Here is a 26,144-nt window from a genome sequence, read left to right on the forward strand (position 1 = left end):
GTTTATGGAATAGTATTAGTGACCACATCTGGTGGTACATAAGCCATATAGCGATTCATTCTTTTCTCAAATCTACCAAAGATAAATAAAATTACCCATGATAATAGCAAATAGATAACGCCAGCGGCGAAGAATAGCTCCATCAAAGTATAAGTCCGTGCACTGATAGTACGTGCAACGCCAGTAATGTCCATCAGCGCAATAGTTGATGCCAGAGCACTGCCTTTGAGCATAAAAATAACTTCATTGCTATAAGCAGGTATGACAATACCAAAAGCGCGCGGTAAAGTAATACGCGTGAGTTTCTGCCATTTCGACATACCAATAGCGTCAGCAGCCTCAAGCTCGCCCGCTGGAATGGCCTGAATGGCTCCGCGAATAATCTCAGCAAGATAGGCGCTAGTATTCATGGTAAAGGCAATAATAGCACACCAGTAAGCTTGGCTTAGTAGCGGCTCCCAAAGAAAAGAATTACGTACTGCCTCAAATTGCCCAAGCCCATAGTAAATCAAAAATATTTGCACTAGCAGAGGCGTACCGCGAAAGAAGAAAATATATAAGAAGGGCAGTACCTGTACTACCCAGCTTTTAGATAAGCGCAGTAGCGCTAAGATCACCCCGAAAAAAAGCCCAATAACGCCTGAAAAGACGACCAACTGTATGGTCAGTACAGCGCCGCTTAAAAGATCTGGGATATGATCAAAAATAACTTGCCAATTCCAATCCATGAGCCTCTCCTACTCCTTACCTTACCGTTGGTTGCTGAATTGATTGACGGCTGATCTTTTTAGCATAGCGCGCTGCTGGATTAGCGCGCCATTCAAGCCATATCATAAAACCGGTAACCAGCATAGTCAGCCCCAAATAAATAATAGCCGCTGCCATATAAAAGGTGAAAGGCTGCTGAGTTGACTGCGCGGCACGCGAAGACTGATACATAATATCTTTGAGGCCAACGACGGATACCAGCGCGGTATCTTTGAGCAGTACCAAGAACAAGTTACCCAAACCAGGTAAAGCAATCTGCCAGACCTGCGGTAAGGTGATGCGATAAAAAATCTGAAAAGGACGCATGCCTATAGCTTGTGCCGCCTCACTCTGACCAACAGGTATCTCTTGAATTGACATACGAAAAATTTCGGTAGCATAAGCGCCAAAAGCGATAGAAAGCGCCATAACCCCGCCCCAAAAAGCACTGATCTCAACATACTCGTTGTAGCCAAACCTTTTGAGAATACTCATCAGTAGTATCGAGCCACCATAGTAGATGAACAATACCAATAATAGCTCAGGAATACCGCGCATAGTCGCTGTATATATGGTCGCAAGCTTACGTAGTATCCAAACGTTGGATAGCTTGGCCGTAGCACCTAATAAGCCTAAAATCATGCCAATAATCAGGCTAGTTAGCGCAAGCTTAATGGTGACGGTGGCGCCGCTTAGTAATAGCGCGCCAAATCCTTGTAAATCAAACACAGTAGTTCACTTGGCCTCTTGATAGTGGCAGCATATTAAATAAAAATTAATACTGAGTTCTATGCTATCTATAGTGGTGGTAACCTATACCACCTAACATAGACTTACCTTTAAACGATAACACTTAAACCCAGCAGAAAAGGTCATTGATTTTATCACAATCAATACGCTCTATGTTAAAGGGAGCGCTATAAAACTGACGCCCAAAGCTCTAGGATAAATATAGCCTTTTAACTAATCCGTTCTTTAAAAAACAAAAAGGATATTACCGTTATGGCAATATCCTTTTAGAGACGATCTTTTATTTAGTTTGCTACCGCCTCTTCGCTTGCAGGCATAGCCTCTTGAGCGGCGGCTGTTGAGCTGGTACCAAAATAGCTACCCGTTATCTGGTCATAGGTGCCATTGGCTTTAAGCTCATTTAAGGCTTGATTAAATTTAGCAACCAATGGATCGCCTTTACGAAAAGCCATGGCTATCGCATCCTTATTGGTACTGATTTCCTCCCCTTTGATCTCATAGTCTTGACCAGCATCAGTGTCCAACCAATTAACACCGATAACCTTATCGACCATCATCGCGCGGATGCGTCCTGAGGTGAGATCTAAATACGTATTGTCTTGAGTATCATAGAGTTTAATATCCGCATCTGAATGCTCCTCTTGTAGATACTCAGTAGCAGTCGTTGCACGCTGCGAGCCGATAGACTGACCTTGCAGGGAATCGATACTGATGTCATCGCCTTTTTTGCCAATCAATACAAAGCCACTATAGTAATAAGGATCACTAAACTCTACCACTTCTTGACGTTCAGGGGTGATGTTCATACCAGCGATAATACCATCAAATTTTTGCGCATTTAGCCCTGGAATCAGGCCATCCCAATCTTGAGAGATCACTTCACACTCCGCTTGCATCTGCGCGCATAATGCATCAACGAGCTCAATCTCATAGCCAATCAAATTGCCATCGGCATCCGTATAACTAAAGGGCTTGTAGCTTGATTCGGTTGCCAGCTTTATATTCATGGTTTCCGTATCTGCTGGGGCATCGGCTGTAGCATTCTCTGTAGGTTCTGAGCTATTATTGCACCCTGCTAACATAATCATAGCGGCGCTAAGCGGCGCTAGCCATAGTTTTTTAGAAACACCTTTATGAGAGAACAATGATATTGAAAGGGTCATTTTATTATTCCTTGACAGATAAGTCAGTAGCTTATTAATTAGAATATATTGATCAATAGCTTACTCATAAGTAGCCTATTGATCAAAGTTGGCTTGTTCAAGACGGGCAAGCTCGCCATTGCTACGAATCTCGCTTAGAGCTTGATTAAACTCATCTCTTAAAGGATCACCCTTGCGTACCGCTATGGCAATATTATCGTCATTATCGATCTCATCACCTACGATACCAAAGCCTTCAGGATTATCTGTCAACCATGATTTGGCAGACACTTTTTCGGCTAATACCGCATCACTACGGCCAGATTTTAGATCTAAATAGGCATTATCGTAGTTGTCATACAGCTGCACCGTGTTGCCCTCTTTGCCTTCATAGTTTTCTTGCAAATACGCGCCGGGCGTAGTGGAGCGCTGTCCACCAAGGGTTAAATTTTGAATAGCATTTGGGTCAAAGCCGCTGTCCGTATTGGTCAGCCATACCATAGTATTTGCAAAATAAGGCTCAGTAAAATCCACTTTTTCTTGACGTTCAGGGGTGATGGACATCCCTGCAACTACCGCATCATATTTTTGTGCCAATAACCCAGGAATAATACCGTCCCAATCTTGCGCGACGATTTCACAATCAGCTTGCATCTGCGCGCATAACGCATTGGCAACATCGACATCGTAGCCAGCAAGGCTACCATCAGCATTGGTATAGTTAAAAGGAGGATAGGCGCCTTCGGTTGCAATACGTAACGTCTTACTAGCAGTGCCTGCTGCCGTATCAGCATTAGTCTCAGCATCACCAGCTTCATTAGATTGACTACAAGCACTAAGCGCTAAAGCGGCAGTAATAGTCATAGATGACCATAATAGACGAGAAGTCGACATCTTACATTCCTTATGTTTGAAAGTTTTTAGAGCATTGTTTAATAAACGCTTCGTTGTTTTTGACGTCCATGCCAAGTTGTTAAAATACTAACAGATATCGATAAGTTACTAACTTATTGATAATACCTGACTCAAGTATCAAAAACAAACATTTTACCTATTGACTATTATTACTGAAAACAACTAAGAATTGCACAGGATAAATATGAACGACAAGTTAACTCTTAAGCAATTGGGCAACTAATTTTGCTGATTGGCAGCCATAAACTCTTTCACGCGCTCTGATTTAGGGTTGTCAAAAACTTGTTCAGGTGTGCCCATCTCTTCAATGACTCCTTGATGCAAAAACACCACTTGGCTAGATACTTCACGAGCAAAACGCATCTCGTGAGTGACAATCAACATAGTACGTCCCTCTTCTGCCAGCTCACGCATAACGGCCAGTACTTCATTAACCAACTCCGGGTCTAGCGCAGACGTTGGCTCATCAAACAGCAGTACTCGCGGTTGCATAGCAAGCGCGCGCGCGATAGCTACGCGCTGGCGCTGACCTCCCGATAAATTGGCTGGATAAGCATCTTTTTTGTCCAATAACCCTACTTTATCAAGTAGCTTTTCAGCATCGCTAATCGCCTGATCTTTTTTTATTTTCAGTACCTGCGTTGGTCCTTCAATGATATTTTGCAAAATCGTTCTATGCGGCCACAGATTAAAGCTTTGGAATACAAAACCTACACGCGCTCGCAGGTTCTCAAGCTGTTTAACATTCGCCGCTTGCATCTCACCAGATTTTGTGGGTTTTAGCAGCAGCTCATCATCGCCAATACTAATACGTCCTTTTGTCGGTTTTTCAAGCAAATTAATGCAGCGCAGTAAAGTCGATTTTCCAGAGCCTGAGGAGCCCAAGATAGAGATGACATCACCATCATAGGCGGTGAGCGTTACCCCTTTTAATACCGCCAAAGAACCGAAGCTCTTGTGAAGGTCTTCTACCGCCAAAGCAATAGGACGAGTCGAATCTTTAGCAATGTCTAGCATGACTTAACAGGTTTCCGTTGGTTCAAATAAGATGATTATGAGTATAGGGTTTGTTAGATAATTTGCAATGAGCATATTTTATTAAGCATTTAGTTAGACGCAGTAGTGCACGCTATAAGCTCAGTTGCATACATTGTCTCTTAGAAAGGGTTTAAAAGGCAAATTTTCTGTTTTATTTTTGATTATGGCAACAAAAAATACGCCCAAACTGCATTGCAAGTTTGAGCGTCTTTTCGGTAATTTTATACTATTTGAAGCATCGAAGCTGTAGAGCTGAACAAAATCTATTTATAAAATATTAGTAGGTTGAGACGTGCTCTTCTGACTCACTACCGTCTATGATATCAGCATCATCGACGCCTACAGCGGTACTGTCAGCGACGCCAATATCTTCATTAGTGAGCGTCTCTGTTTCCATAGTGTCAGCCATATCGACATCTTCACTAGTAGTACCACCATCCAACGAAGCAACCTCACCTGTAGTAGGCTCCATCTCATTATCAGCTTCATTTGCACTAGCTACATCAGTTGCCTGCTGCTCGACCGGGGTTTGTGCATCATCTACATTTTCCATAGCCTCAGGTTCAGAAAGTGAAGGGTCATTATCCGCACAAGCGCCAAGTGTCAAAGCTGCGATCGCTATAGAACCATACAGCCACTTTTTAGAGGGCGCTAGCTTTGTAAAGCTTTTCTTAATAGTAGTCATTGAGACTCTCCATAACAGGGTCAGCAAAGGTAAAAGTTATAGTATATTTTGTATTGGTTCTGACAAAAGTGACGCTTAATTATTAGTATCAGTATCTACTTCACTATTATTGGTATCAGTACCACCGTCCAACGAGGCTACCTCACCTCTAGTAGATCCCATATCTTGATCAGTGTTATCTGTGTCATCCATACTGGTAACTTCACCTGTACTAGTAACCCCACTGGTACTAGCAACATCAGTAGTTGGTTGTTCTTCAACCATAGGCTGTTCTTCAACCATAGGTTGCGTATCGTCTACTGTTGCCATAGTCTCAGGTTCAGCGGGTACTGGCTCAGCAGGTGTCTGTTCATTATCTGAGCAGGCACCCAGCATTAAAGCCGACGCTGCTATAGATCCATATAGCCATTTTTTGGCTGTTGTTCGCTTTATAGTAGTCATTTTAATTCTCCATGGTTTGGTTAACAACAATAAAAGTCATATTAGATTTAATATTGATTTTTCTATAAATAAAACCTAATCATCTGTGTCTGTATCACCATAATCCCATTCAGTATCAGTATCAGTATCAGTATCAGTATCTGTGTCTGTGTCTGTGTCTGTGTCTGTGTCTGTGTCTGTGTCTGTGTCACCAATCTCTACATTACTGTCATCGTTGTCAACTTCTACTTGCTCTACAGTATTGACTACCGTATCGTCATCAGCAGCAAATGCGTTGTTAAATGCAAAAAAAGATAATACTGCTGATAAAGAAAAATATAATCCTGCTTTATAAATAGATTTTTGCATAGTTTTATCACTCATCGTTGTTGTGTTCGTATTGGAGTTAGTACTCATACTAATTCTCTATTTTCCGTTATTTATATAGACCTAATGCCATTTGTCTGGTACTACTTGTCTAATACTAGTGTCACTAATTAACAGAGGTCTCTTCTATCATGTCGCTATCGTTCAAAGTGTCAAGATCGTTGTCCGCTTCTAAGTCGGTTCCTACAGTATTGTCTGGCATGTCGGTGTTCACTGTACTACCAACACCGCCCGTTACATCAGTATCAGGCGTGGCTTGTGCGCCTATAACGGCTCCTGACCCTTCAGGTTCGTCTCTACTTGGCGAGATAGGATTATCTTCACGGTCACTAATCATTGGCGCATTTGCGGCTGCTATCTCAGCCGCCGCTTCCTCCTCTGAGGTCTGTGTATCAAATTCATGGACTGAACTTTCCATAGGCTTTTCTTCTTCTTGACTACTACAGGCGCTCAATGTCAACGCTACTGCTGTCAACGTAATGAACAATCCCTTTTTCCAAGTAGAGAGCTGACAGGTAGAGATCTGGGACTTTTTATTATTTATATCTACTCTATTGACAATGTCATTAATACTCATATCAGCCTTCTATCTTGTTTTAAAAAAATAGCATTGGAAATTTGATTGGAGTTGAGTCAAGCTTAGTTAATATTATGATAAACGAGCGCTTAACTTCGAAGTTTCAACTATACTTATAATAGAATGTTGCCACCTTAGTAATTACAGCAGTATTGTGTTAAAAACGCGTAACTATTACTCCTTTGCCTTACAACATCTGCCCAAAAAGGTTATAAATATAAGCAGTATATTGTTAGCATTATAGGCAAATGTTTTTGAAAGTTTATCTTTATTGGCATAGTAAGCTTATTTAGAAGGTAGCCTGACATAAAAAGTCGACAAATTTTATATTGTTATAGTCATTTATGTTTAGGTGCTATTTTTACTTAATTACTGCCCAGTTACCTTTATTTACTTATCATCACCTTATTTACGTCCTAGCTCAAAGTCGAGTTTTTGTCTTCATTTTATAAATAAAAGGAAAGCACTTTATGAGTCAATTGAATACCCAAGATATTACTACCTATATGCGAAATGTTGGTCAACGAGCCCGCGCCGCCTCGCGTGCCCTTGCTGCTGCTAATACAGGCAATAAAAACGCCGCACTGATGACTATTCATGATGAGCTAGTCACTGCCAAAGCCGACATCTTAGCAGCGAATAAAATTGATATGGATAAGGGTCAAAAGAATGATCTTGATAGTGCTTTACTTGATCGCTTAGAGCTCAATAACGCGCGATTTGATGGCATGCTGCAAGGGCTCAAAGACGTTGCCGCCTTGCCCGATCCTATCGGCGAGGTCACTGATATGACTTATCGTCCCTCAGGCATCCAGCTAGGTAAAATGCGCGTGCCCCTCGGCGTCGTCGGTATGATTTATGAATCGCGTCCCAACGTGACTTTAGAGGCGGCGTCTTTGGCGCTCAAATCCGGTAATGCCATTATCTTACGCGGCGGCTCTGAGGCCTTTGAATCCAATCAAGCGATTGCTAAGTGTATCCATAAAGGCTTAGCAAAAGCAGGACTGTCCGAGCACAGCGTACAAGTGCTGGAAACCACAGATCGCGCGGCTGTCGGCGAGCTGATCACTATGACTGAATACGTCGATGTCATTGTGCCACGTGGCGGCAAAGGCCTGATTGCACGTATTAGTGCAGACGCTAAAGTACCGGTCATCAAGCATTTAGACGGTAACTGTCACACCTTTATCGATAGCGATGCTAAGCTTGATATCGCTATCGATGTTAGCGTTAATGCCAAAACCCATCGCTATGGCACTTGTAATACCATGGAGACTTTGCTGGTTGATAAAGCCGTTGCTGATGAGATGCTACCCAAGATTGCCGAAGCTATTGTCAAAGCCGATGATGCGATGCAGCTGCGACTTGATGAAAAATCGCAGGCTATCTTAAGTGACAATACTAAGCTTGATGGTCATTTATCTAAAGCCACTAGCGAGGACTGGGATACTGAATATCTCGCGCCCATTCTGGCGATTAAAGTCGTTGACGGACTTGACGCGGCAATTGAACATATCAATACCCACGGCAGCCATCATACCGATGTGATTATCACTGATAACTACAGTAAGTCGCAGCGCTTTATCCGCGAAGTCGATTCAGCTAGCGTCATGATTAATGCCTCCAGCCGTTTTGCTGATGGTTTTGAGTATGGACTTGGCGCTGAGATTGGTATCTCAACCGATAAGATTCATGCTCGTGGCCCGGTCGGACTTGAGGGTTTGACCTCACAGAAATGGATCGTCTACGGTCATGGCGAGGTACGCGCCTGATCTGTTTTTTATATGTTAATAGTTTTAATGATCACGAGCGTCAGCATTAGCTGACGTTTTTTGTGACCAGCAAAGATGTTATATTTTTAATAAAAATTAAACTAGAAATACCATGAAATAATTTTTTAACTTTGCTAATTTTTGTTTTGAGAATAAGTTATTGCCAATAGTAAAAAAGGATAATTAAAATCATGATGGTTTTTTTGGTTATTTTAGTCGTCTCAGGCGCGCTTATCGTTGGCGCACTATGGGGTGCCTATGGCAGCCTTTCAGAATGGGTTCAAGGTAACTTATTAGCTATCGCTGGCGGCGCTTTGATGCTATCAGTCGCTTTACAAATGCTAGAGCCTGCGGTTAATCATAGCGGACTTCTCGCCACTATAACGTTCACCCTGCTAGGCGCAGCTGTGTTTACTGGTACCGATTATTTAATCGACGAAAAAATGCAAAGCGGTGGCGGCGGCGGTCTACTAGCGGCGGTCACCTTAGATGGCGTGCCTGAAAACTTAGCACTGGGGGTATCACTGATCGGTGGTAACGTTATGCAAGTGGCCGCATTAGCAGGCTCTATTTTGCTCTCTAATCTGCCAGAAGCTGCTGGCGGCGCGAAACAAATGAAGGAGGATGGCAACAGTAATAAAAAGATAATTATGATCTGGATTGGGGCCGCTGTTTTATTATCGGTTGCAGCTATCGCTGGCAATCAGCTGCTGCGTGATGTACCAAAATCTACTTTAAGCTTGATCGATTGCTTCGCTGCCGGTGCGGTGATTGCCTCGCTGGCAACCGAGATCTTCCCTGACGCCTTTAAAAAAGGCAATCACTGGGCAGGTATTAGCACTGCTATTGGCTTAATTCTAGCACTAGGACTAAATCAGTTAGGCGGCTAAAGTCAAAATTTTTGATTATTCTTACTAACTCTACTTCACTATACTAATACCCATCCTGATATTTATTAAAACTTGTATCTATCTTGCCCTCTATAACTTCTCTTAAAGTATAATTTACAACGTCAGCTTAATCGCTGACTTTTTTATATTCTTATTTTAAGGGGTCTGTTGAACAAAATCATAAAGACCTTGGCATGTTTAAACAGCTTATTAAAGACATTTACCAAAGATGTGGTAAACCGCAATTATGGACTGTGACATCATAACGCAGTATCTGACAAGAGTGAGATGTAAGATTAAATAATTTTAGCTTCTTACTTTAAAACCTGAACTTAAAATAAGGCGTATCTTATTTTAAGTTCAGGTTTATTTGTATTCTTAGGCTTACAAAAAAAAGGATAGATTTATGGAAATTACCCTAAATGGCTACTACACCCTAATCCTTGCCACCCTAGTACTGTTGCTTGGACGCTTTTTGGTGAAAAAAATTAAGTTTTTAGAGGATTTTAATATTCCAGAGCCGGTGGCAGGCGGCTTGGTTGCTGCTATTATTGTTTACGCGCTTAATATCATTTGGGGGTTTACCTTTAATTTTCATCAAGGCTTGCAAACTGCCACCATGCTAATGTTCTTTGCCTCTATCGGACTCAGCGCTGATTTTGGTCGGCTTAAAGCTGGGGGTTCACCATTACTGATTTTCACCATCGTCGTATCGGTCTTTATTGTTTTACAAGATATCGTTGGGGTTGCCTTGGCAAGCATTCTTGGCCTTGATCCTTTGCTGGGGCTAGTGACAGGCTCTATTGCGCTAACGGGTGGTCATGGTACGGCAGGCGCTTGGGGCATTACTTTAGAAGAAGACTACGGGGTAGTCGGCGCGACAACTTTAGGTATTGCAGTAGCTACTTATGGACTGGTAGCTGGTGGTCTGATTGGTGGTCCTGTGGCGCGCCGATTGATCAATAGGCTTGGTTTGCAGCCTTCAGTTGCCAAGTCTGATCCAAGCGATATCGAAAAAGTCGCCAGCGCGCAGTCACTGTATAGTACCAAGCATGATGAAGATAAAGCACATAGTAATAAAGACATATTTGAAAGACCTGATAGTATGCGCTTTATTACTGCCTCCTCTACCATTGAGACTCTGGCCTTGTTCGCGGGTGCGCTGGCTTTTGCTGAGACTATGACTATGGTGGCGACAGATACTTGGTTTGAACTCCCCACCTTCGTTTGGGCGCTGGCAGGCGGGGTGATTATCCGTAACGTGCTCACAATCGTCTTCAACTTTGATATGTTTGATCGCTCCATTGACGTATTCGGTAACGCCTCATTAAGTCTGTTTTTAGCGATGGCATTGTTATCATTGAAGCTATGGCAGCTGACTGACTTGGCAGGACCTGTTATCATTATCTTACTGGTACAGACTGTAATTATGATTGCCTATGTCTATCTTCTAACCTTTAGAATTATGGGCAAGGACTATGATGCAGCCGTATTATCAGGAGGACATTGCGGCTTTGGTATGGGCGCGACGCCGACCGCTATTGCTAATATGCAGGCCATTACCGATCGCTACTTACCCTCGCCCAAGGCATTCTTAATTGTACCTATGGTAGGCGCTTTTTTTGTTGATATTGTCAATGCTACAATCTTGCAAATATTTGTTAATTTACCGTTTATGTGATCTTATATGAGTTAAGTCATCAACACAGACGTCAGCTAAATGCTGACGTTTTTTTAGCGTAGGATTTTTTATTAAAGAGCGTTTGTTAGGGTGTAGTAGCGTCTGTTGACGCCATGTCTATCATATCGTTAATCCATTTTAATAATGCTACTGGTATAAACCTTGCATAGCATTAAACCTATAAAGGCAGAGCACGTAAGAAAAATTGTTACCAATAGGAAAAGTAGTCATGCAAAGCGGCACTATCAAACACTGGAACGCTGATAAAGGCTACGGCTTTATCGCCGCCGATGACCAAAGCGAGGACGTGTTTTTTCATGTCAGCACTATTAAATTATCGCAGCCTATCCGTATTGGACAGCAGGTGTATTTTAGCAGTGCTCGCAACGAAAAAAACCAGCTACGTGCCACTCAGGTCACGGATACCACCCTTAGCCTTGAAGAGAGTCCACCCTTAAAGTCCTACCATGCTACGACAAACCAGCCGCGTCAAAACCACTCTAATTCAAAGCGTCCACGACCTGCAAACCAGCATAAAAAAAGTCCACTCACCACCCTGATTAGTTTCATTGCCATTATCGCTATGGCTGTTTATTTCTTTGGTGATATCAAGTCAGCGCTGTTCAATCAGGACGTAATCAACGCAGATATAGCGCCCAGCTATTCAGAAACTGAGCAAAGCGCTAATACCGCCATCACTGGCGATGCGCAAATTGATAACACTATCGCACTGATTCAGCAAGGCGGTCCTTTCCCTTATCCTGCCAAAGACGGCACGACCTTTTATAACCGTGAAGGTCGCCTGCCCGCGCAGTCCAGTGGCTACTACCGCGAGTACACCGTACCGACACCCGGCCTCTCACATCGCGGCGCTAGACGTATCGTCACGGGCGGCAATCCACCGACTGTCTATTATCTAACCGTCGATCACTACGATAGCTTTAGACAATTACAGGTGAACTAATATGAGCCAAGCCATTCATTATATTAATAAAGACAGCGAAACGCCTACCCATGTTCCTGAGCAAGCTATCGATATTGTTGTAGATGAAGTCCTTGATAAGGCTAGTTTATTGAAGGCTTTAGACAAGGCACTTAGCTTCCCTGATTATTTTGCCCACAATTGGGATAGTGCTTGGGACTGCTTAACAGATAGTGATGCTGAGCATTTACGTTTAGATTTAACTGACGTGCAGCAGATAAATAACGAGGACTTTGAAGTGTTTAAAAGTATGATTGAGGATGCTTATCGAGATTTTGGTAGGCCGCAGTTGTGGGTGGTTGGGGGAGATGGTGATGAGTAGCTACTGTTTTGATTGCTTAAGTAAGGTATCAATATCATAGTCTGTCATGTTAATTACTCTTTACTGATTTTCTATTCAAAACGCAATTGTAGGCTGCGGCTTTAGCCCAGCTTCTATATATTACAAAGTCACAATACTGAGCTAAAAACCCAATCTACGAGACTAATAAAGATCTGCTAAATAATGAATATCAGATATCGAAGAACCCGCCAAGACTACTCTTGGCGGGCTTTTATGAATTATAAAGTTATGAAGCTTGTTCAATCAAACCCATTATTTAAACTTTTTAATCTCACCACTCTTCACCCGAGCAACAAAGGATTGAACCTCTTTTTTCACAATCGGCATCAAGAAGTATAAACCGATGATGTTAAAGATTGACATAGCGAAAATGGCTGCATCTGAGAAGTCGATAACAAAGCTAAACTGTATGATGGTACCGATAACGACGAAGATACAAAAGATGAGCTTGAATATAATTTCGGTAAATTTACCCTCACCGAACAGGTAAGTCCAAGCCTTTAGACCATAGTATGACCATGAAATCATCGTTGAAAAGGCGAACATTATCACAGCTATAGCTAGGAAGTATTGGAAAATTGGAGCCGTTTCCATAAAGGCGGCACGGGTTAGATCTACACCAGTAACTGCTTGAGATTGTAAGTTTGCGGCTGTGTTCACCCCGGATATAGTGATAACCAATGCCGTCATGGTACAGATGATAACTGTATCAATAAAAGGCTCTAGTAAGGCTACTAAACCTTCGGTAGCAGGCTCTTTGGTTTTTACCGCTGAGTGAGCAATAGCGGCAGAACCAACACCCGCTTCGTTGGAGAAGGTCGCACGCTTTAAGCCCTGAATTAATGCACCAACAAAACCACCTGCAACACCAGCACCAGTGAAAGCACCAACAAAAATCTGTTCAAATGCTATACCGATAAGATTAAAGTTTGCAACTAGTACGACTACACTCATACCGATATATAACAAAGCCATAAAGGGTACGATTTTTTCAGTAACGCTTGCTATGCTCGGCATACCACCGAGGATAACCATGCCGACTAAAAAGGCCAAGCCAACGCCAAAGAAGATACTGTAATCTGTTGGGATATTAAAAGTAGAGCTCATGACTGCAAAGGCTTGGTTACCTTGGAACATGTTACCGCCGCCTAATGAACCCAATAAACACATCAGCGCAAAACCAACGGCTAGAAACTTACCAAATCCGCCCATACCACGTTCAGCCATACCGCGGCTTAGGTAGTACATAGGCCCACCTGATACAGCGCCAGATGGTAGTACCGTACGATATTTGACACCTAGCGTACACTCTACAAACTTGGAGGCCATACCGAACAGGCCAACCACGATCATCCAAAAAGTGGCACCAGGTCCACCAATAGCCAGCGCTGCACCCACACCTGCAATATTACCAAGACCAACGGTACCTGATAAAGCAGTAGCTAAGGCCTGAAAATGGCTGACTTCGCCTTCTTCTTTGACAGCGGGGTTAGGATCGGTATACTTGCCTCTGACAATATCAATAGATAATTTTATTTGACGAAACTGGATAAAGCCAAAATAGACGGTGAATATTATTGCTGCAGCTAACAACCAACCTACAATGAGTGGAAAGCTTGTATCGCCGAGTGGCACTGAGAAGAAGATAAGATCTACGAACCATCCAAATATATTAGCCATAAAGCTATCAAGACCTGCACCAAATGCAGCTAAGCCTGTCTGTTCAGGCTCAGCCGCTTGCGCAAGACTGGTGCTAAGTAGGAATAACATAGCGACTAACGATTGTTTTTTCATAAAAAATCCCTTTAATAAGAATCACTTCCTAGTGAACTTTGAAACAATTGTAATAATATCAATATTAAATATGTAATTGAACATTACGATTTATACTTTTATTATTACTATATTGTTAACGTTAAATATATACTAATAAGATTAAATAAACAAAAAATTTATAATTTTTTTTAAATTAGATATAAACCTAGCTTCTAAAAGGTAGTATTCATAATACAGTCCATAATCACTAAAATAGTCATCAAACTAGAAACTCAAAGCAAACACCCATACCCTTACTACAACAAATTAGAGTTTGTATCGTATCTGACAACTGGCTACGTAGTAGCAATAGAATCAAAAAATGATAGTGATAACGCAAAAAAACTACTAAGCTAAAAGCCAAGCAGTTTTTGTTTGCTGTCATTCTAAATCTTTTCCAATTTCTAGCATTAACAGGTTTTTTCTAGATAGCATTAGCTTTTTCATAAACTTCGTTAAGTTAGCGTAGGTTGGTGCTTTAGCCCAGCTCGTAATTTTGCAAAGTTAAAATGCTGGGTTAAAAACCCAGCCTACCCCAAATTGGCAAACCTTATTTTCGAATTTGCACTATCATAGGGTGTCGCCCCGCGTAATAAGAATACCCGAAATATCTGTCTTTTAATGGTGCACAGGGCGACACCCTACAACGACTCCAAACGGTGCATAAAATGTACCCTACCCCTGCTCCCTAAGCCATCTGCTCAGTCAGCTCAGCCGCTTGCTCAACCAAACTACTGATAAAGTCAATCGTATCAATAAGTGTAGCTTTATCCGTGATGTCCACACCGATCATTTGCGCCAGCTCGGCAGGCGTTTTTGAGCCGCCAGCACGCAGTACCGCGAGCCAATCGTCGATGACAGGCTCTTGGTTACGTAGCTTTTTAAACAGCTGCGTGGCGATGCTCAGACCCGCACTATAAGTGTAGGAATACAAGCCCAAATAGTAATGCGGCTGGCGCATCCAAGTGAGTGCCGCATCATCGTCAATCTCGACAGCATCGCCCCAAAACTGTTGTAAGCTGGCTTTCATCAGCTGATGCAAATCATCCGTGCTCAAATTCTTGCCCGCATCGACAGCGCGGTAGACCTCGCGCTGAAAGTGCGCCTCAATAAAGTGCGTCACAAAGTTATGATAATAAGTGTTCGATAGTAGCGAGCTAATAACGTAACGCTGAAAGGCGCTGTCGTCCTTTTGCTGTAGCAAATAATGTCCGAGCAGCAGCTCATTACAGGTTGAGGGCGCTTCAATAAAATACAGTGAGGGCGCGTAGCTTAGGTAGTTTTGCTGCTGGCCTGCATTATAAAAGTGCCCAGCATGCCCAATTTCGTGCACTAAGGTGAAAACATCGCCTAAGTTTTCTGTCCAAGATAGCAGGACGTAGGAGTGCTCGCCATAAGGTGAGGCGCAAAAGCCGCCCGTGCTCTTGCCTTTATTTTGTGCAAAGTCGTACCAGCGCTCGCTAAATGAGCGTTTGACCATGTCGGTATAGTCCTCGCCCAGTAGCGCTAAAGCGTTGACACAGTAATCACGCGCGTCATCGATGCTGACTTTCGCCACAAAACTGGCATCCAACGGCACTTTTAGATCCGCAAAAGTCATATTATCGATGCCGTTTGCGGTCTTGAGCAAATTGGCATAACGGCGCATGGGCACTGCTAAATGCGTCATGATGGTATCGATGTGTTCGTCATACATGGCACGCGGAACTTTTTGCTCCTGCAGTAGATAGTCAAAAACAGATTCATAACCGCGCATGTCAGCGATGATTTTCTCTTTTTTAACTTGGGTCAAATAATTGCTAGCGATGGTATGTTGCGACTCGCGCAGCCGCTTTGAAAACGCTTTAAAGGCAGCACGTCGAAACTCGGTACGCACATCGGTTTCATACTCGTTTTCAAAGGCTGAAAAGCTCAGCGGATACCACTTGCCATCGACCTCAAAGTCGGGGAAGCTCATATCCGCTAATTTGCACTGTTCATAATTATCATAAGGCAATCCCAGCACTGGCGATAACGCTACTAGCGCAGTCTCGACATCTAGACTCAAGGTATGTGGTTTTTCTGCTAATAAATCTAATAAAAACGGGCGGTATTTATCGTTGTCTTGTAGCGCTTGCTGGATCATGGTTTCATTGGCTTGCTTTAGCGTTTGCACCACTACGGTGGTTTGGCTATCTAGCTTTGCCATTTTTGACGAGTAATCGCGCGCTCTAATTTGTAGCTCGCTATCAGTCATATCAACCGCACTTTGCGCGCCTGCATAAGTGCCTGCCTTGGACTGGATGGTTAAATATGCCTCATAAGTTTCTAATAATTTGACGATGCTGGCGCTGTCTTTAAGTACAAGTAAGCTGCCATCGCTTAATTTATTAGCGAGCGTTTCTGCTTTATCTAAATCCGTGTAAAAGTCGGCTGGCGTCGCATATAAGGCGCTCATATCCCAAGTTAACTGGGTAGGCACGTCTTTACGCAGGGGTAAAGATTGGGTTGGTTTTTGGGTTTGCGATTGAGTCATGTTTTTCTCTTATTTTGTAGTTTTCTAAAGAATAATAATCGGCTTAATTATAAGTCGATAGTAGCATAACCGTTAATTTAAAATTCTGACTCTTAAAACGTCAACCATAAAAAAACCGCTGAGCCAAAGCCAAGCGGTTCTTACTATTAATGCTATAGTCGATGCACTCTAAAAAGAATATAGTGCTGCTGGTATAAATTTTCCTTGCTGGCTGTTTACATAAATTTCACAGAGGCTGCGCAAAATTCATCCCAGCAGCCCATGCAAATTCAAATAACAGTTTTATTTTTAACTAACTATACCCAGTCAACTATTGGTTTTTAGCATAAACAGGCTTTTTGGCACAAATGGCCTTAACCTTTTCGCAGGTATCAGCGATAACCTTTTCGTCGCCGCGGCTGTCTAACACATCACAAATCCAACCTGCCAATTCTTTGACATCTTCTTCATCGAAGCCGCGTGTCGTCACAGCTGGCGTACCGATACGGATACCGGAGGTCACAAACGGTGATTTTGGATCGTTGGGGACGGCGTTTTTATTAACCGTAATATAAGCATCGCCAAGCCACTTATCGGCTTCTTTACCCGTCATCTCTTGCTTAACGAGGCTGATCAGCATCAAATGGTTTTCTGTACCGCCAGAGATGATCTCATAGCCGCGATCCATGATCACTTTTGCCATGGCTTTGGCGTTTTTGACCACTTGTTCTTGATAGGTTTTAAAATCATCTTCCAGTGCTTCTTTAAATGCTACTGCTTTTCCTGCAATAGCGTGCATTAAAGGACCACCTTGATTACCTGGGAACACGGCAGAGTTGAGTTTTTTGGCCAGCTTATCATCACGCGATAAGATAATGCCTGAGCGCGGACCACGTAGTGTTTTATGCGTGGTACTGGTGACCACATCAGCGAATGGTACTGGGCTTGGATAGGCGCCAGTAGCAGCAAGACCAGCGACATGCGCCATATCCACTAAAAAGTATGCGCCCACTTCATCGGCGATATCACGAAAACGCTGCCAATCCACCACTTGTGAGTAAGCTGAGAAACCTGCGATGATCATCTTAGGCTTATGCTCACGAGCTAAGCGATCCACTTCGTCGTAATCAATCTCGCCAGCTTCATTTAGACCGTACTGCACGGCATTGTAGTTAATGCCTGAAAAGTTTATGTGCGCGCCATGCGTCAAGTGACCACCAGCATCAAGGCTCATACCAAGGACGGTATCATTGGCCTCTAAAAGCGCTAAAAATACCGCTGAGTTTGCTTGAGAGCCTGAGTGTGGCTGGACGTTGACGTATTCTGCGCCAAACAGCTCTTTTGCGCGGTCAATAGCCAACTGCTCAACGACATCTACGTGCTCACAGCCCCCATAATAACGCTTGCCCGGATAGCCTTCAGCATATTTATTGGTCAGATCTGAACCTTGCGCTTCCATCACCGCTTGCGAGCAGTAGTTTTCTGAAGCAATAAGCTCAACGTGACTTTCTTGACGTTTGCTTTCTGCTTCCATAGCTGCAGCAAGCTCTGGATCGTACTCTTTAATAGAGATATCTTTAAACATATTTACGTCCTATGTAGGTCTAATGACTAAAATTAGAAAGGGTTTATTAAAAATAAGGTGATTAAAGTACTACTAGGGTTTTTCTAGTTGAGATAAAACGATTAAAAGGACATAGTCTAGAATAGACTTGTCCTGCTCAGCACTACTTTTGATGCTTGTCTTGCATCTAAATTCTATTACAAAACTAGTGTATCATGAAAATTTATGTCACGAGCGTAAAATCACTCCCCTTAACTTGAAGTAAACACGTCTTAGATATTTTAAATTTTAAAAAACTATAAATAAAAATAGTCACCTGCAGATACAAATAGTAAGCGCAATATCACAATCATTTAGCTAGGTTCGTCTCATTTATTTACGTCAAACTTGGGCATGTTATCGGCATTAAAAGGTAGCGCTTCATGAGCCTGCTTACGATATTGTGCCATGCGCATCCGATCGTCAGTACAAAAATTGCTAATCGCCGGTACAAAACGCGGATCATAAATACGGTGCAGTGAGTGCGTCGTTGTCGGAATAAAGCCACGAATGAGTTTATGCTCACCTTGCGTGCCCGGATCAAAATATTCAAGGCCCTGCTCAATAGCAAATTCGAGACCTTGATAATAACAAAGCTCAAAATGCAGGCTATCGTAATCAGCCAGTGCGCCCCAATAGCGGCCGTACAAGGTACTATTGTCATTATCAATATTGTCGTACAAAAACAAACTACTGGCGATGATTTCGTTACTACTATCATAAGCTTGGGCGAGCATAAGATGCTCAGGCATGCTTTGTGCCAAGGCTATAAAAAAATCAATGCTCAAATAAGGCTTTTGACCGCGTACGGCATAGGTCATCACGTAACAATGATAAAAAGCTTGCCAATCCTCATCGCTAATCTTGTCACCACATTTGCGAGAACAAGTAATCCCTTGTGCAGCCACCTTTCTGCGCTCAGCGCGAATTGTTTTACGCTTTTTGGCGGTCAATGTCATCAAAAACTCATCAAAATCTGTAAAAGCGCGTTCATTCTCAAGTAAGTTTTTGTTCTGCCACAAAAACTGACAGCCCTGGCGCTCAAGCACCGGCAGATGAGAAGTTAGCTCTTCTAATCCGACCTCACTAGCCTCTGCCGCTATTGCTGCCATATCCACAACATTATCAGCAGGCATTGCCGTAGTCGCAAGAGCTGCCAACTTGGAGGTAGCAAAGAGTCCATGCCAGCTTGAGGCGCCCACTTGCCCAGCAATATCGTCGATCCCAGCAATAGCCGTGGTTACGATTTCAGTATCTAAGCGCTCACCTTGAGCCAACCAAAAACGCTCACCGGTAATTGGCGTATAGGGTATGCTGGTGACTAGACGCGGGTAATAATCAATGCCATAGCGTGCATAAGCTTGCGCCCACGCATAATCAAATACGAACTCGCCGCGATGATGATCTTTTATAAATACGGGCATCACTGCTACAGGTTGAGTGATATCCAATGCTGACTCCGCTTGTGCTAAATCTTGCTTCTCTACGCGGTGCACTAAAATAAAGATAGGTAACCATCCTGCCTTATCACCGATGGCGCCAGTATCATTTAATGCTTGCCAAAATTCAAACGACATAAAAGGAGTGTCAGGTGTCTGCCAATCGGCTAAATTTTGCCAGCTCATATCCTGCACTAGCGCATATTGTAAACTTGTATTCATATTGTTTTTTATCACTTTTTTGAGTATTAGTTAGTAGTAATCCTAGCAAATTCTTACCAGATTGCTATTATAATTTGTACAAATGCGTAGATAAAACAAACGAAAATATTAGCCTATTTTTTATGAAAGTTAACACATAGATATAAAAGCTTAAAGCGTATTGAGCACTTCTAAACAGCTAGTGCTCGAATGTAAAATACGCGAAAAGAATATTTGTTGTTTATTGATATAAAGCAACGTCAAAGCTGCTTATCCAACATTTGTAGCTGTGAGATGTACATTGTCTTTAACGTCTGCACTCTAAAATGGAGCTAGAAAAACAGAGTTAAAAAGCTGTAAAAGTATAGAAAAGATGATATCAGTGCTGATGACTGGTAGAATAAGGTTTTTACCAGCTTAATATAATTTGGTTACCTAAGATATGGATGAAAACAGTATACCCGTCCATCTTAAGAGATTGACATCGTATCTGATTTATAGTTTATCAGCTATAATATGTTGTTAACAATTCATTCTTAAGCCATTTAGAGTTTGTAAGTTTAGAGACTGTAAATGTAGGTCTTATAAGCTTGAGGCTTATGAGTTTATAGTCTGTAATTAAGGTGCTTTTTCATCAATATCAATGCCAACAAGTTGACGCTAACAAGTTTTTATGTAAAGCGTATCCAGACTTGATTATCACTACCCTGTATTATCAGGCATTCAAGTCTTATTATTAACAATAATCTAAAGGAATATACTACTACAATGTCAAAAATTATTTATACAAAAACTGACGAAGCCCCAGCGCTTGCCACCTTATCATTCTTACCTATTGTAAAAGCTTTTACCCAAACTGCAGGTATCGATGTTGAAGCCACTGATATATCTGTGGCCGCGCGCGTGTTGGCTGAATTTCCCGAGTATCTAAAAGAAGAGCAACGCGTTCCTGACAATCTTGCTGAGCTTGGGCGTCTGACGCAAGATCCTGATGCTAATATTATCAAATTGCCAAATATCAGTGCTTCAGTGCAGCAGCTCAAAGAAGCAATTAAGGAGCTGCAAAGTAAAGGCTACGCGCTACCTGATTTTCCAGATGAGCCAAAGACGGATGAAGAAAAAGAGCTGCGTAAGCGTTATGGCAAAGCGCTAGGTAGTGCGGTTAACCCGGTACTGCGTGAGGGTAACTCAGATCGCCGTGCCCCAAAAGCTGTCAAAAACTACGCGCGCAAGCATCCCCACTCTATGGGTGAATGGAAGCAGTGGTCACGTACGCACGTCTCACACATGCACAGTGGCGATTTTTACCATGGCGAGCAGTCTATGACTTTGGACAAAGCGCGTACCGTCCGCATGGAGTTATTAACTGACGGCGGTACTAAAATCTTAAAGCCAGAGCTTGCGCTACTCGATAAAGAGGTCATTGACCTTATGTTTATGAGTAAAGAGGCGCTACTTGAGTTCTATGAGCAAGAGATGGAAGATTGCCGTGAGGCTGGCATCTTATTCTCACTGCACGTAAAAGCGACTATGATGAAGGTATCACACCCTATTGTATTCGGTCATGCGGTCAGAATATATTATAAAGATGCTTTCAAAAAACATGGCGCGCTCTTTGATGAGTTAGGCGTCAACGTCAATAATGGTATGGCAAATCTATATGACAAGATTGCTGAGTTGCCAGCTACCATGCGTGAAGAGATTGAACGCGATTTACATGCTTGTCAGGTGCACCGTCCGCGTCTGGCAATGGTGGACTCTGCTAAAGGTATTACTAACTTCCATTCACCAAGCGACGTTATCGTCGATGCGTCCATGCCTGCCATGATCCGTGCAGGCGGTAAAATGTGGGGTGCTGACGGCAAACTATACGACTGTAAAGCGGTCATGCCTGAATCTACTTTTGCGCGTATTTATCAAGAAATGATCAACTTCTGTAAATGGCATGGCAACTTTGATCCTACCACAATGGGTACGGTTCCTAACGTGGGTCTTATGGCACAAAAAGCTGAAGAGTATGGCTCGCACGACAAGACTTTTGAAGCCAGCGCTGCTGGTATAGCCCGTATTGTCGATATAGATACGAATGAAGTACTCATGGAACAACGCGTCGAAGAGGGTGATATATGGCGTATGTGTCAAACCAAAGATGAACCTATTCAAGATTGGGTTAAGCTTGCTGTACGCCGCGCGCGCGAATCAAATACACCAGTCATCTTTTGGCTAGACCCTTACAGACCACATGAAAATGAGCTGATCAAAAAGGTAAGAATGTACTTAAAAGATCATGATACCGATGGTTTACATATTGAGATCATGTCACAGGTTCGCGCGATGCGTTATACCTTGGAGCGCGTTGCTCGCGGTCTTGATACTATCTCAGCGACTGGTAATATTCTACGCGACTATCTTACTGACTTGTTCCCTATTTTGGAGCTTGGTACCAGTGCTAAGATGCTATCAATAGTACCTCTTATGGAAGGAGGCGGCTTGTTTGAAACAGGCGCTGGTGGTTCGGCACCAAAACATGTTGATCAGCTACTAGAAGAGAACCATTTGCGTTGGGACTCACTAGGCGAGTTTTTAGCATTGAACGTGTCTTTGGAGCACTTAGCCCAGAACGACAATAACGATAAAGCCCAAATACTGGCTGACACTCTAGACAAAGCCACAGAGAAACTACTTGTCAACGGTAAGTCGCCTTCACGTAAAACTGGTGAGCTTGATAACCGCGGCAGTCATTTCTATCTAGCCAAGTACTGGGCTGAAGAGCTGGCCGAGCAAGATAAAGATGAAGAACTAAAATCACAGTTTGCGCCGTTAGCCCAAAAACTTGCAGACGATGAGGAAACCATTGTCAAAGAGATGAATGAGGTACAAGGTAAACACGTAGATATTAATGGCTACTATTTGGCTGATGAGAAGCTTGCTGAGCAGGTTATGCGTCCAAGTCAAACCTTTAATAACGCTATTGAATCGTTATAAAACAAAGCTAAGTTTACACTTAACTTAGTATTAGTATCTGTGCCAAAATTACCCTTAATAATCTTCGATTGTTAAGGGTTTTTGCATTTATAGCACTTATGATGTCAGAGGCTCTATAATGCTAGAGAAAATCTCGACGGCCAGAGGTATTCTTTTCATTTTCGTCCTTGTGGGCGGGGTATGGTATACCCTCACTAAATTTTCACCTGACCATACTTGGCGCACTGGATTTACCATCGGCTTCGCTTTCCTGCTTTGTGGGTTTTTGTGTGGTCATTGTTTAATACTTTACAGCGTATTTATGAAAAGGTCAGCGGTATAAATCGTGGTGGAGACAACAGCTAATGCGTCTAATTAGTTAGAACTTGTTCTACTGCAATTCTCAATCATTTGTTCGCTTAGGAATACTTATACTATGACAACCTCAAGCCTGATCTTATTTAATAAACCTTATGGGGTGCAAAGCCAGTTCCGCGATGATAGTGGTAATCCTCATACCACCCTTGCGCCTTATTTTGATGACAAAACCCTACGTATCGCTGGTAGACTCGATGCTACCTCTGAGGGGCTACTCATTTTGACTAGCGATGGACGAATCAATAAAGCCATTACCCAGCCACCGCGTGCTGCTACGTTTGACAGCTCCAGCAAACAGGGTAAGACATATTTGGTACAAGTGGAGGGAGTGCCTACCGAAGGGCAATTAACCGCGCTGGCCGATGGCGTCATGCTAAAAGACGGCAAGACGCTGCCTGCTATAGTACAACTAGTAGCCGTAGCTGATCTACCTGTCAAGCTGTGGCCACGTAATCCGCCTATTCGCGAGCGCAAAAATGTCCCTACCTCGTGGCTCATGCTGACCATATATGAAGGCAAGAACCGCCAAGTGCGCCGGATGACCGCGCACGTAGGACTGCCTTGCTTGCGCTTGATTCGCTGGTCGGTTGCTGGGTTTGAGCTGGGTTCACTTGGCGTGGGTGAGTTTGTACGTGTCCATCTAAACGAGGAGCGACGCCAGCAGCTGGGGCTTAAAGCTTAAAAATAGCTTGGCATCAACTACTAACTATCAACGATGCCAAAAAAGCCTTAATGAGATAACGCATTAAGCCAGCGGTATGCCTTGTCTCGATCTGAGACATTGTCATCATCCGCCAGTTTTAGATGGATCTTGTATGGAGCTGGCGTATCTTTTTTATCAGCAGATTCAGAGGTTACGGTCACCGTAAGCAGCTCGTCTCGGCGAAACAGGTGACAGCTAACACCTTTAGTCACGGGACTAAATGCTTCTAGCTGCTTACTATCTGCTTTGATACCATCGATTGCGATTATCAGATCATTAGCAGATATACCTGCAAGAGCAGCAGGACTACTGCGTTGCACCCGAGTAATCTTTAGACCTGCTGCCGTCTCAGTGTAGCGCATTCCCCAAGGCGTCTTATTGTCGGCCGTCTCCTCGCTATCCGTCTCTATCTCAATACCATTAGCAGTTAGCAGCTGCTCGATAGGCAGCTCATCGACGCCATTGATATAACGGCGCTCAAAGTCCTCCCAATCCGCTTTTGGCATAAATTCGCTAACGACAGCACCCATATCAGCGCTACTGATACCAATACGTTTATTGTCTTGCTGTTTTGCCCGCTGGTAAAACGTTTTGACCACATCAAACAGACGATGACGACCGTTACTGTTTTGTAGCAATATTAAATCCAGACATAACGCTACCAGCGCGCCCTTATTGTAATAACTGATACCTGCGTTGCCCGTATTCTCATCGCTACGATAAAGCTTAATCCACGCATCAAAGCTCGACTCAGCAACACTTTGATAGGCACGGCCAGGCGTTTGATAATAGCGACTAATTTGCTCTGCCAATAACTTCAGATAGCTTGGTTTGTCGATCACACCTGAAGCTTGTAGCATAAAGTCATCAACATAGGAGGTAAAGCCTTCGAACACCCAAAGCATCGGTGTATAAGCCTCACGGCGTAAATCAACTTGGAGCATGACATCAGGGCGTACTGTTTTCACCCACCAAGCATGAAAATACTCATGACTACATAAGCCTAAAAACCGCTGATAATCAGTGCTTGGTAGCTCTGGTTCATCATGACTTGGCAGATCACGGCGCGGAGTGATAAGACTGGTTGAATTGATATGCTCAAGACCGCCGTAATCCTGACCACTAGCATAAGTCATAAAGGTATAATCACTAAATGGTGCCGATCCAAGCCAGTTTAGATAAGCCTGACAAATTTGTGTTATATTCTGTTGCAAGCGGCCCATATTGGCGCTGTGTTTGCCCGAGATAAAAAATCGATGGCTTAAGGTTTGATGCGCCTCGTCTTGAATAATAAAATCAAAAGACTGCTGCACTGCAATCTCAAACGGATGGTCAATCAGCTCGTAGTAGTTATCTGCCTGCAGCCCGTAACCATGCGGATTTTTACTCTCTTGAGTATCAACTTGCAGGTGAGTGGCTTCCAGACCGCACGCCAGCTTAACCTCATCGCTGTTTTTATCTGCCATAAACGCTGCTGGAACCAATAGACTCACTTGAGCTGGCAAGTGCTCTTGCCCTTCAACTGCTAGAGTCAGTGAGGTAAAATTACCGTAAAGACGCTGCTGATCTACGTAAGCGGTGCGTACCGACAAATCATAACAGTAGACTTCATAGTGCACGCTAAGCGTCTGCCCTGCCTGTGCCTCAGTAAGCTGCCAAGTATTTTTATCCTGCTTAAATGCGCGATAAGACTCAGTTGTCTCAGTACCACTTTTATCACCGCCGCTGTCATCGTCTATAATTTGATAATAGACAGCGGTAATATTCCGAGCAAACTCGCGCATCAGATAACTACCTGGTATCCATGCAGGTAGCCATAAGCTTGGCATATCGTTATCTGCCGTAAAACTCAGGGTGACATCAACCAGATGCTCATTAAAACGAGCAAAGTCGAGGCGATAATTAATAACAGTAGTGCTAACGTTGTTAACATTTTTATGGTTATCTGCTTGCTCATGGTTTGGTATAGTAGAATTTGAAATCATAGCGAATTCTTATAAAGTGTTTAAGCTTATGTTAGGAGCCTTGAATAAAAAACGCAACGGCTGAATAAAAACAAATAACTTACTTTTATAAGTTTTTTAACTAATCTAATGTCTGTTAGCTAAAATTTACGAATTTTATTGTTTTTTATGGTTTTTGCCTTGAAAGTTATTATTATCATCACAATTAAAGAGGCTAACTGCTACAGTTACTTTAAAACTTCAATAAATAGTTG

General features: G+C 42.9%; 21 protein-coding genes. 7 read left to right on the forward strand and 14 right to left on the reverse strand.

The annotated features are described in order from the left end of the window. Window positions 1-2: 2 nt before the first annotated feature. From ACR63N_RS12830 to ACR63N_RS12870, 9 genes are all read right to left on the reverse strand, one after another. Window positions 3-728 carry an ABC transporter permease gene (locus ACR63N_RS12830; protein WP_367104569.1) on the reverse strand — a complete coding sequence of 242 codons (726 nt, stop codon included), beginning with the start codon at window positions 726-728 and terminating at the stop codon, window positions 3-5. Window positions 729-744: 16 nt separating this feature from the next. Continuing rightward, the gene (locus ACR63N_RS12835; protein ID WP_367104568.1) at window positions 745-1,476 is read right to left on the reverse strand and encodes an ABC transporter permease; all 732 of its coding nucleotides are present in this window, start codon (window positions 1,474-1,476) and stop codon (window positions 745-747) included. Between the two features lie 305 nt (window positions 1,477-1,781). Further along, window positions 1,782-2,660, reverse strand: coding sequence for a transporter substrate-binding domain-containing protein (locus tag ACR63N_RS12840; RefSeq protein WP_367106539.1), 879 nt, complete (start codon window positions 2,658-2,660; stop codon window positions 1,782-1,784). Window positions 2,661-2,735: 75 nt separating this feature from the next. After that, a complete protein-coding gene (locus ACR63N_RS12845) occupies window positions 2,736-3,533 on the reverse strand; it encodes a transporter substrate-binding domain-containing protein (RefSeq protein WP_367104566.1) in 798 nt (265 codons plus the stop codon). Window positions 3,534-3,773: 240 nt separating this feature from the next. Continuing rightward, window positions 3,774-4,571, reverse strand: coding sequence for an ABC transporter ATP-binding protein (locus ACR63N_RS12850; RefSeq protein ID WP_367104565.1), 798 nt, complete (start codon window positions 4,569-4,571; stop codon window positions 3,774-3,776). Window positions 4,572-4,869: 298 nt separating this feature from the next. Beyond that, window positions 4,870-5,277 (reverse strand): hypothetical protein, encoded by a 408-nt coding sequence (locus ACR63N_RS12855; protein ID WP_472782118.1) that lies wholly within the window; start codon window positions 5,275-5,277, stop codon window positions 4,870-4,872. 75 nt (window positions 5,278-5,352) lie between these two features. After that, entirely contained in the window at window positions 5,353-5,718 is a 366-nt protein-coding gene (locus tag ACR63N_RS12860) for a hypothetical protein (protein ID WP_472782119.1), read from the reverse strand. A gap of 75 nt (window positions 5,719-5,793) precedes the next feature. Further along, on the reverse strand, window positions 5,794-6,114 hold the full coding sequence (locus ACR63N_RS12865; protein ID WP_472782120.1) for a hypothetical protein: 321 nt from the start codon (window positions 6,112-6,114) through the stop codon (window positions 5,794-5,796). Window positions 6,115-6,190: 76 nt separating this feature from the next. After that, window positions 6,191-6,661 (reverse strand): hypothetical protein, encoded by a 471-nt coding sequence (locus tag ACR63N_RS12870; RefSeq protein ID WP_472782121.1) that lies wholly within the window; start codon window positions 6,659-6,661, stop codon window positions 6,191-6,193. Between the two features lie 470 nt (window positions 6,662-7,131). Between ACR63N_RS12870 and ACR63N_RS12875 the strand changes: the two genes are divergently transcribed. The 5 genes from ACR63N_RS12875 to ACR63N_RS12895 all read left to right on the forward strand — a co-directional run bounded on the left by ACR63N_RS12875 (window position 7,132) and on the right by ACR63N_RS12895 (window position 12,308). Then, window positions 7,132-8,433, forward strand: coding sequence for a glutamate-5-semialdehyde dehydrogenase (locus ACR63N_RS12875; RefSeq protein ID WP_367104560.1), 1,302 nt, complete (start codon window positions 7,132-7,134; stop codon window positions 8,431-8,433). A gap of 191 nt (window positions 8,434-8,624) precedes the next feature. Continuing rightward, on the forward strand, window positions 8,625-9,323 hold the full coding sequence (locus ACR63N_RS12880) for a ZIP family metal transporter (RefSeq protein WP_367104559.1): 699 nt from the start codon (window positions 8,625-8,627) through the stop codon (window positions 9,321-9,323). A gap of 406 nt (window positions 9,324-9,729) precedes the next feature. After that, a complete protein-coding gene (locus ACR63N_RS12885; protein ID WP_367104558.1) occupies window positions 9,730-11,004 on the forward strand; it encodes a sodium/glutamate symporter in 1,275 nt (424 codons plus the stop codon). 229 nt (window positions 11,005-11,233) lie between these two features. Beyond that, entirely contained in the window at window positions 11,234-11,968 is a 735-nt protein-coding gene (locus tag ACR63N_RS12890) for a ribonuclease domain-containing protein (RefSeq protein WP_367106537.1), read from the forward strand. A gap of 1 nt (window position 11,969) precedes the next feature. Next, complete coding sequence (locus tag ACR63N_RS12895; RefSeq protein ID WP_367106536.1) at window positions 11,970-12,308, forward strand: barstar family protein; 339 nt, start codon at window positions 11,970-11,972, stop codon at window positions 12,306-12,308. A 273-nt stretch (window positions 12,309-12,581) separates the two neighbouring features. On the opposite strand, the gene ACR63N_RS12900 is transcribed toward ACR63N_RS12895, so the two are convergent. The 4 genes from ACR63N_RS12900 to ACR63N_RS12915 form a co-directional block, all read right to left on the reverse strand. Next, entirely contained in the window at window positions 12,582-14,123 is a 1,542-nt protein-coding gene (locus ACR63N_RS12900; RefSeq protein ID WP_472782122.1) for an alanine/glycine:cation symporter family protein, read from the reverse strand. A gap of 709 nt (window positions 14,124-14,832) precedes the next feature. Further along, window positions 14,833-16,659 carry an oligoendopeptidase F gene (gene pepF, locus ACR63N_RS12905; protein ID WP_367110433.1) on the reverse strand — a complete coding sequence of 609 codons (1,827 nt, stop codon included), beginning with the start codon at window positions 16,657-16,659 and terminating at the stop codon, window positions 14,833-14,835. Between the two features lie 310 nt (window positions 16,660-16,969). Further along, window positions 16,970-18,223: a serine hydroxymethyltransferase gene (glyA, locus tag ACR63N_RS12910; RefSeq protein ID WP_472782123.1), complete on the reverse strand. Its 1,254-nt coding sequence runs from the start codon at window positions 18,221-18,223 to the stop codon at window positions 16,970-16,972. 347 nt (window positions 18,224-18,570) lie between these two features. Then, window positions 18,571-19,902 (reverse strand): GNAT family N-acetyltransferase, encoded by a 1,332-nt coding sequence (locus ACR63N_RS12915; protein ID WP_472782124.1) that lies wholly within the window; start codon window positions 19,900-19,902, stop codon window positions 18,571-18,573. Between the two features lie 747 nt (window positions 19,903-20,649). On the opposite strand from ACR63N_RS12915, the gene ACR63N_RS12920 reads away from it, so the two are divergent. Both ACR63N_RS12920 and ACR63N_RS12925 read left to right on the forward strand, forming a co-directional pair. Further along, a complete protein-coding gene (locus tag ACR63N_RS12920; RefSeq protein ID WP_367106532.1) occupies window positions 20,650-22,866 on the forward strand; it encodes an NADP-dependent isocitrate dehydrogenase in 2,217 nt (738 codons plus the stop codon). 415 nt (window positions 22,867-23,281) lie between these two features. Further along, a complete protein-coding gene (locus tag ACR63N_RS12925; protein ID WP_367106531.1) occupies window positions 23,282-23,905 on the forward strand; it encodes a pseudouridine synthase in 624 nt (207 codons plus the stop codon). 47 nt (window positions 23,906-23,952) lie between these two features. On the opposite strand, the gene ACR63N_RS12930 is transcribed toward ACR63N_RS12925, so the two are convergent. Then, window positions 23,953-25,911 (reverse strand): M61 family metallopeptidase, encoded by a 1,959-nt coding sequence (locus ACR63N_RS12930; RefSeq protein WP_367106530.1) that lies wholly within the window; start codon window positions 25,909-25,911, stop codon window positions 23,953-23,955. Window positions 25,912-26,144 lie beyond the last annotated feature (233 nt).

This window comes from Psychrobacter sp. M4 (assembly GCF_055699795.1).

What these genes read in the sequence shown, in the direction of transcription:
- ACR63N_RS12830 (WP_367104569.1), bottom strand. Translation starts at nt 728, where the DNA reads ATGGATTGGAATTGGCAAGTTATTTTTGATCATATCCCAGATCTTTTA.
- ACR63N_RS12840 (WP_367106539.1), bottom strand. Translation starts at nt 2,660, where the DNA reads ATGACCCTTTCAATATCATTGTTCTCTCATAAAGGTGTTTCTAAAAAA.
- ACR63N_RS12845 (WP_367104566.1), bottom strand. Translation starts at nt 3,533, where the DNA reads ATGTCGACTTCTCGTCTATTATGGTCATCTATGACTATTACTGCCGCT.
- ACR63N_RS12850 (WP_367104565.1), bottom strand. Translation starts at nt 4,571, where the DNA reads ATGCTAGACATTGCTAAAGATTCGACTCGTCCTATTGCTTTGGCGGTA.
- ACR63N_RS12855 (WP_472782118.1), bottom strand. Translation starts at nt 5,277, where the DNA reads ATGACTACTATTAAGAAAAGCTTTACAAAGCTAGCGCCCTCTAAAAAG.
- ACR63N_RS12860 (WP_472782119.1), bottom strand. Translation starts at nt 5,718, where the DNA reads ATGACTACTATAAAGCGAACAACAGCCAAAAAATGGCTATATGGATCT.
- ACR63N_RS12865 (WP_472782120.1), bottom strand. Translation starts at nt 6,114, where the DNA reads ATGAGTACTAACTCCAATACGAACACAACAACGATGAGTGATAAAACT.
- ACR63N_RS12870 (WP_472782121.1), bottom strand. Translation starts at nt 6,661, where the DNA reads ATGAGTATTAATGACATTGTCAATAGAGTAGATATAAATAATAAAAAG.
- ACR63N_RS12875 (WP_367104560.1), top strand. Translation starts at nt 7,132, where the DNA reads ATGAGTCAATTGAATACCCAAGATATTACTACCTATATGCGAAATGTT.
- ACR63N_RS12880 (WP_367104559.1), top strand. Translation starts at nt 8,625, where the DNA reads ATGATGGTTTTTTTGGTTATTTTAGTCGTCTCAGGCGCGCTTATCGTT.
- ACR63N_RS12885 (WP_367104558.1), top strand. Translation starts at nt 9,730, where the DNA reads ATGGAAATTACCCTAAATGGCTACTACACCCTAATCCTTGCCACCCTA.
- ACR63N_RS12890 (WP_367106537.1), top strand. Translation starts at nt 11,234, where the DNA reads ATGCAAAGCGGCACTATCAAACACTGGAACGCTGATAAAGGCTACGGC.
- ACR63N_RS12895 (WP_367106536.1), top strand. Translation starts at nt 11,970, where the DNA reads ATGAGCCAAGCCATTCATTATATTAATAAAGACAGCGAAACGCCTACC.
- ACR63N_RS12900 (WP_472782122.1), bottom strand. Translation starts at nt 14,123, where the DNA reads ATGAAAAAACAATCGTTAGTCGCTATGTTATTCCTACTTAGCACCAGT.
- pepF (WP_367110433.1), bottom strand. Translation starts at nt 16,659, where the DNA reads ATGACTCAATCGCAAACCCAAAAACCAACCCAATCTTTACCCCTGCGT.
- glyA (WP_472782123.1), bottom strand. Translation starts at nt 18,223, where the DNA reads ATGTTTAAAGATATCTCTATTAAAGAGTACGATCCAGAGCTTGCTGCA.
- ACR63N_RS12915 (WP_472782124.1), bottom strand. Translation starts at nt 19,902, where the DNA reads ATGAATACAAGTTTACAATATGCGCTAGTGCAGGATATGAGCTGGCAA.
- ACR63N_RS12920 (WP_367106532.1), top strand. Translation starts at nt 20,650, where the DNA reads ATGTCAAAAATTATTTATACAAAAACTGACGAAGCCCCAGCGCTTGCC.
- ACR63N_RS12925 (WP_367106531.1), top strand. Translation starts at nt 23,282, where the DNA reads ATGACAACCTCAAGCCTGATCTTATTTAATAAACCTTATGGGGTGCAA.
- ACR63N_RS12930 (WP_367106530.1), bottom strand. Translation starts at nt 25,911, where the DNA reads ATGATTTCAAATTCTACTATACCAAACCATGAGCAAGCAGATAACCAT.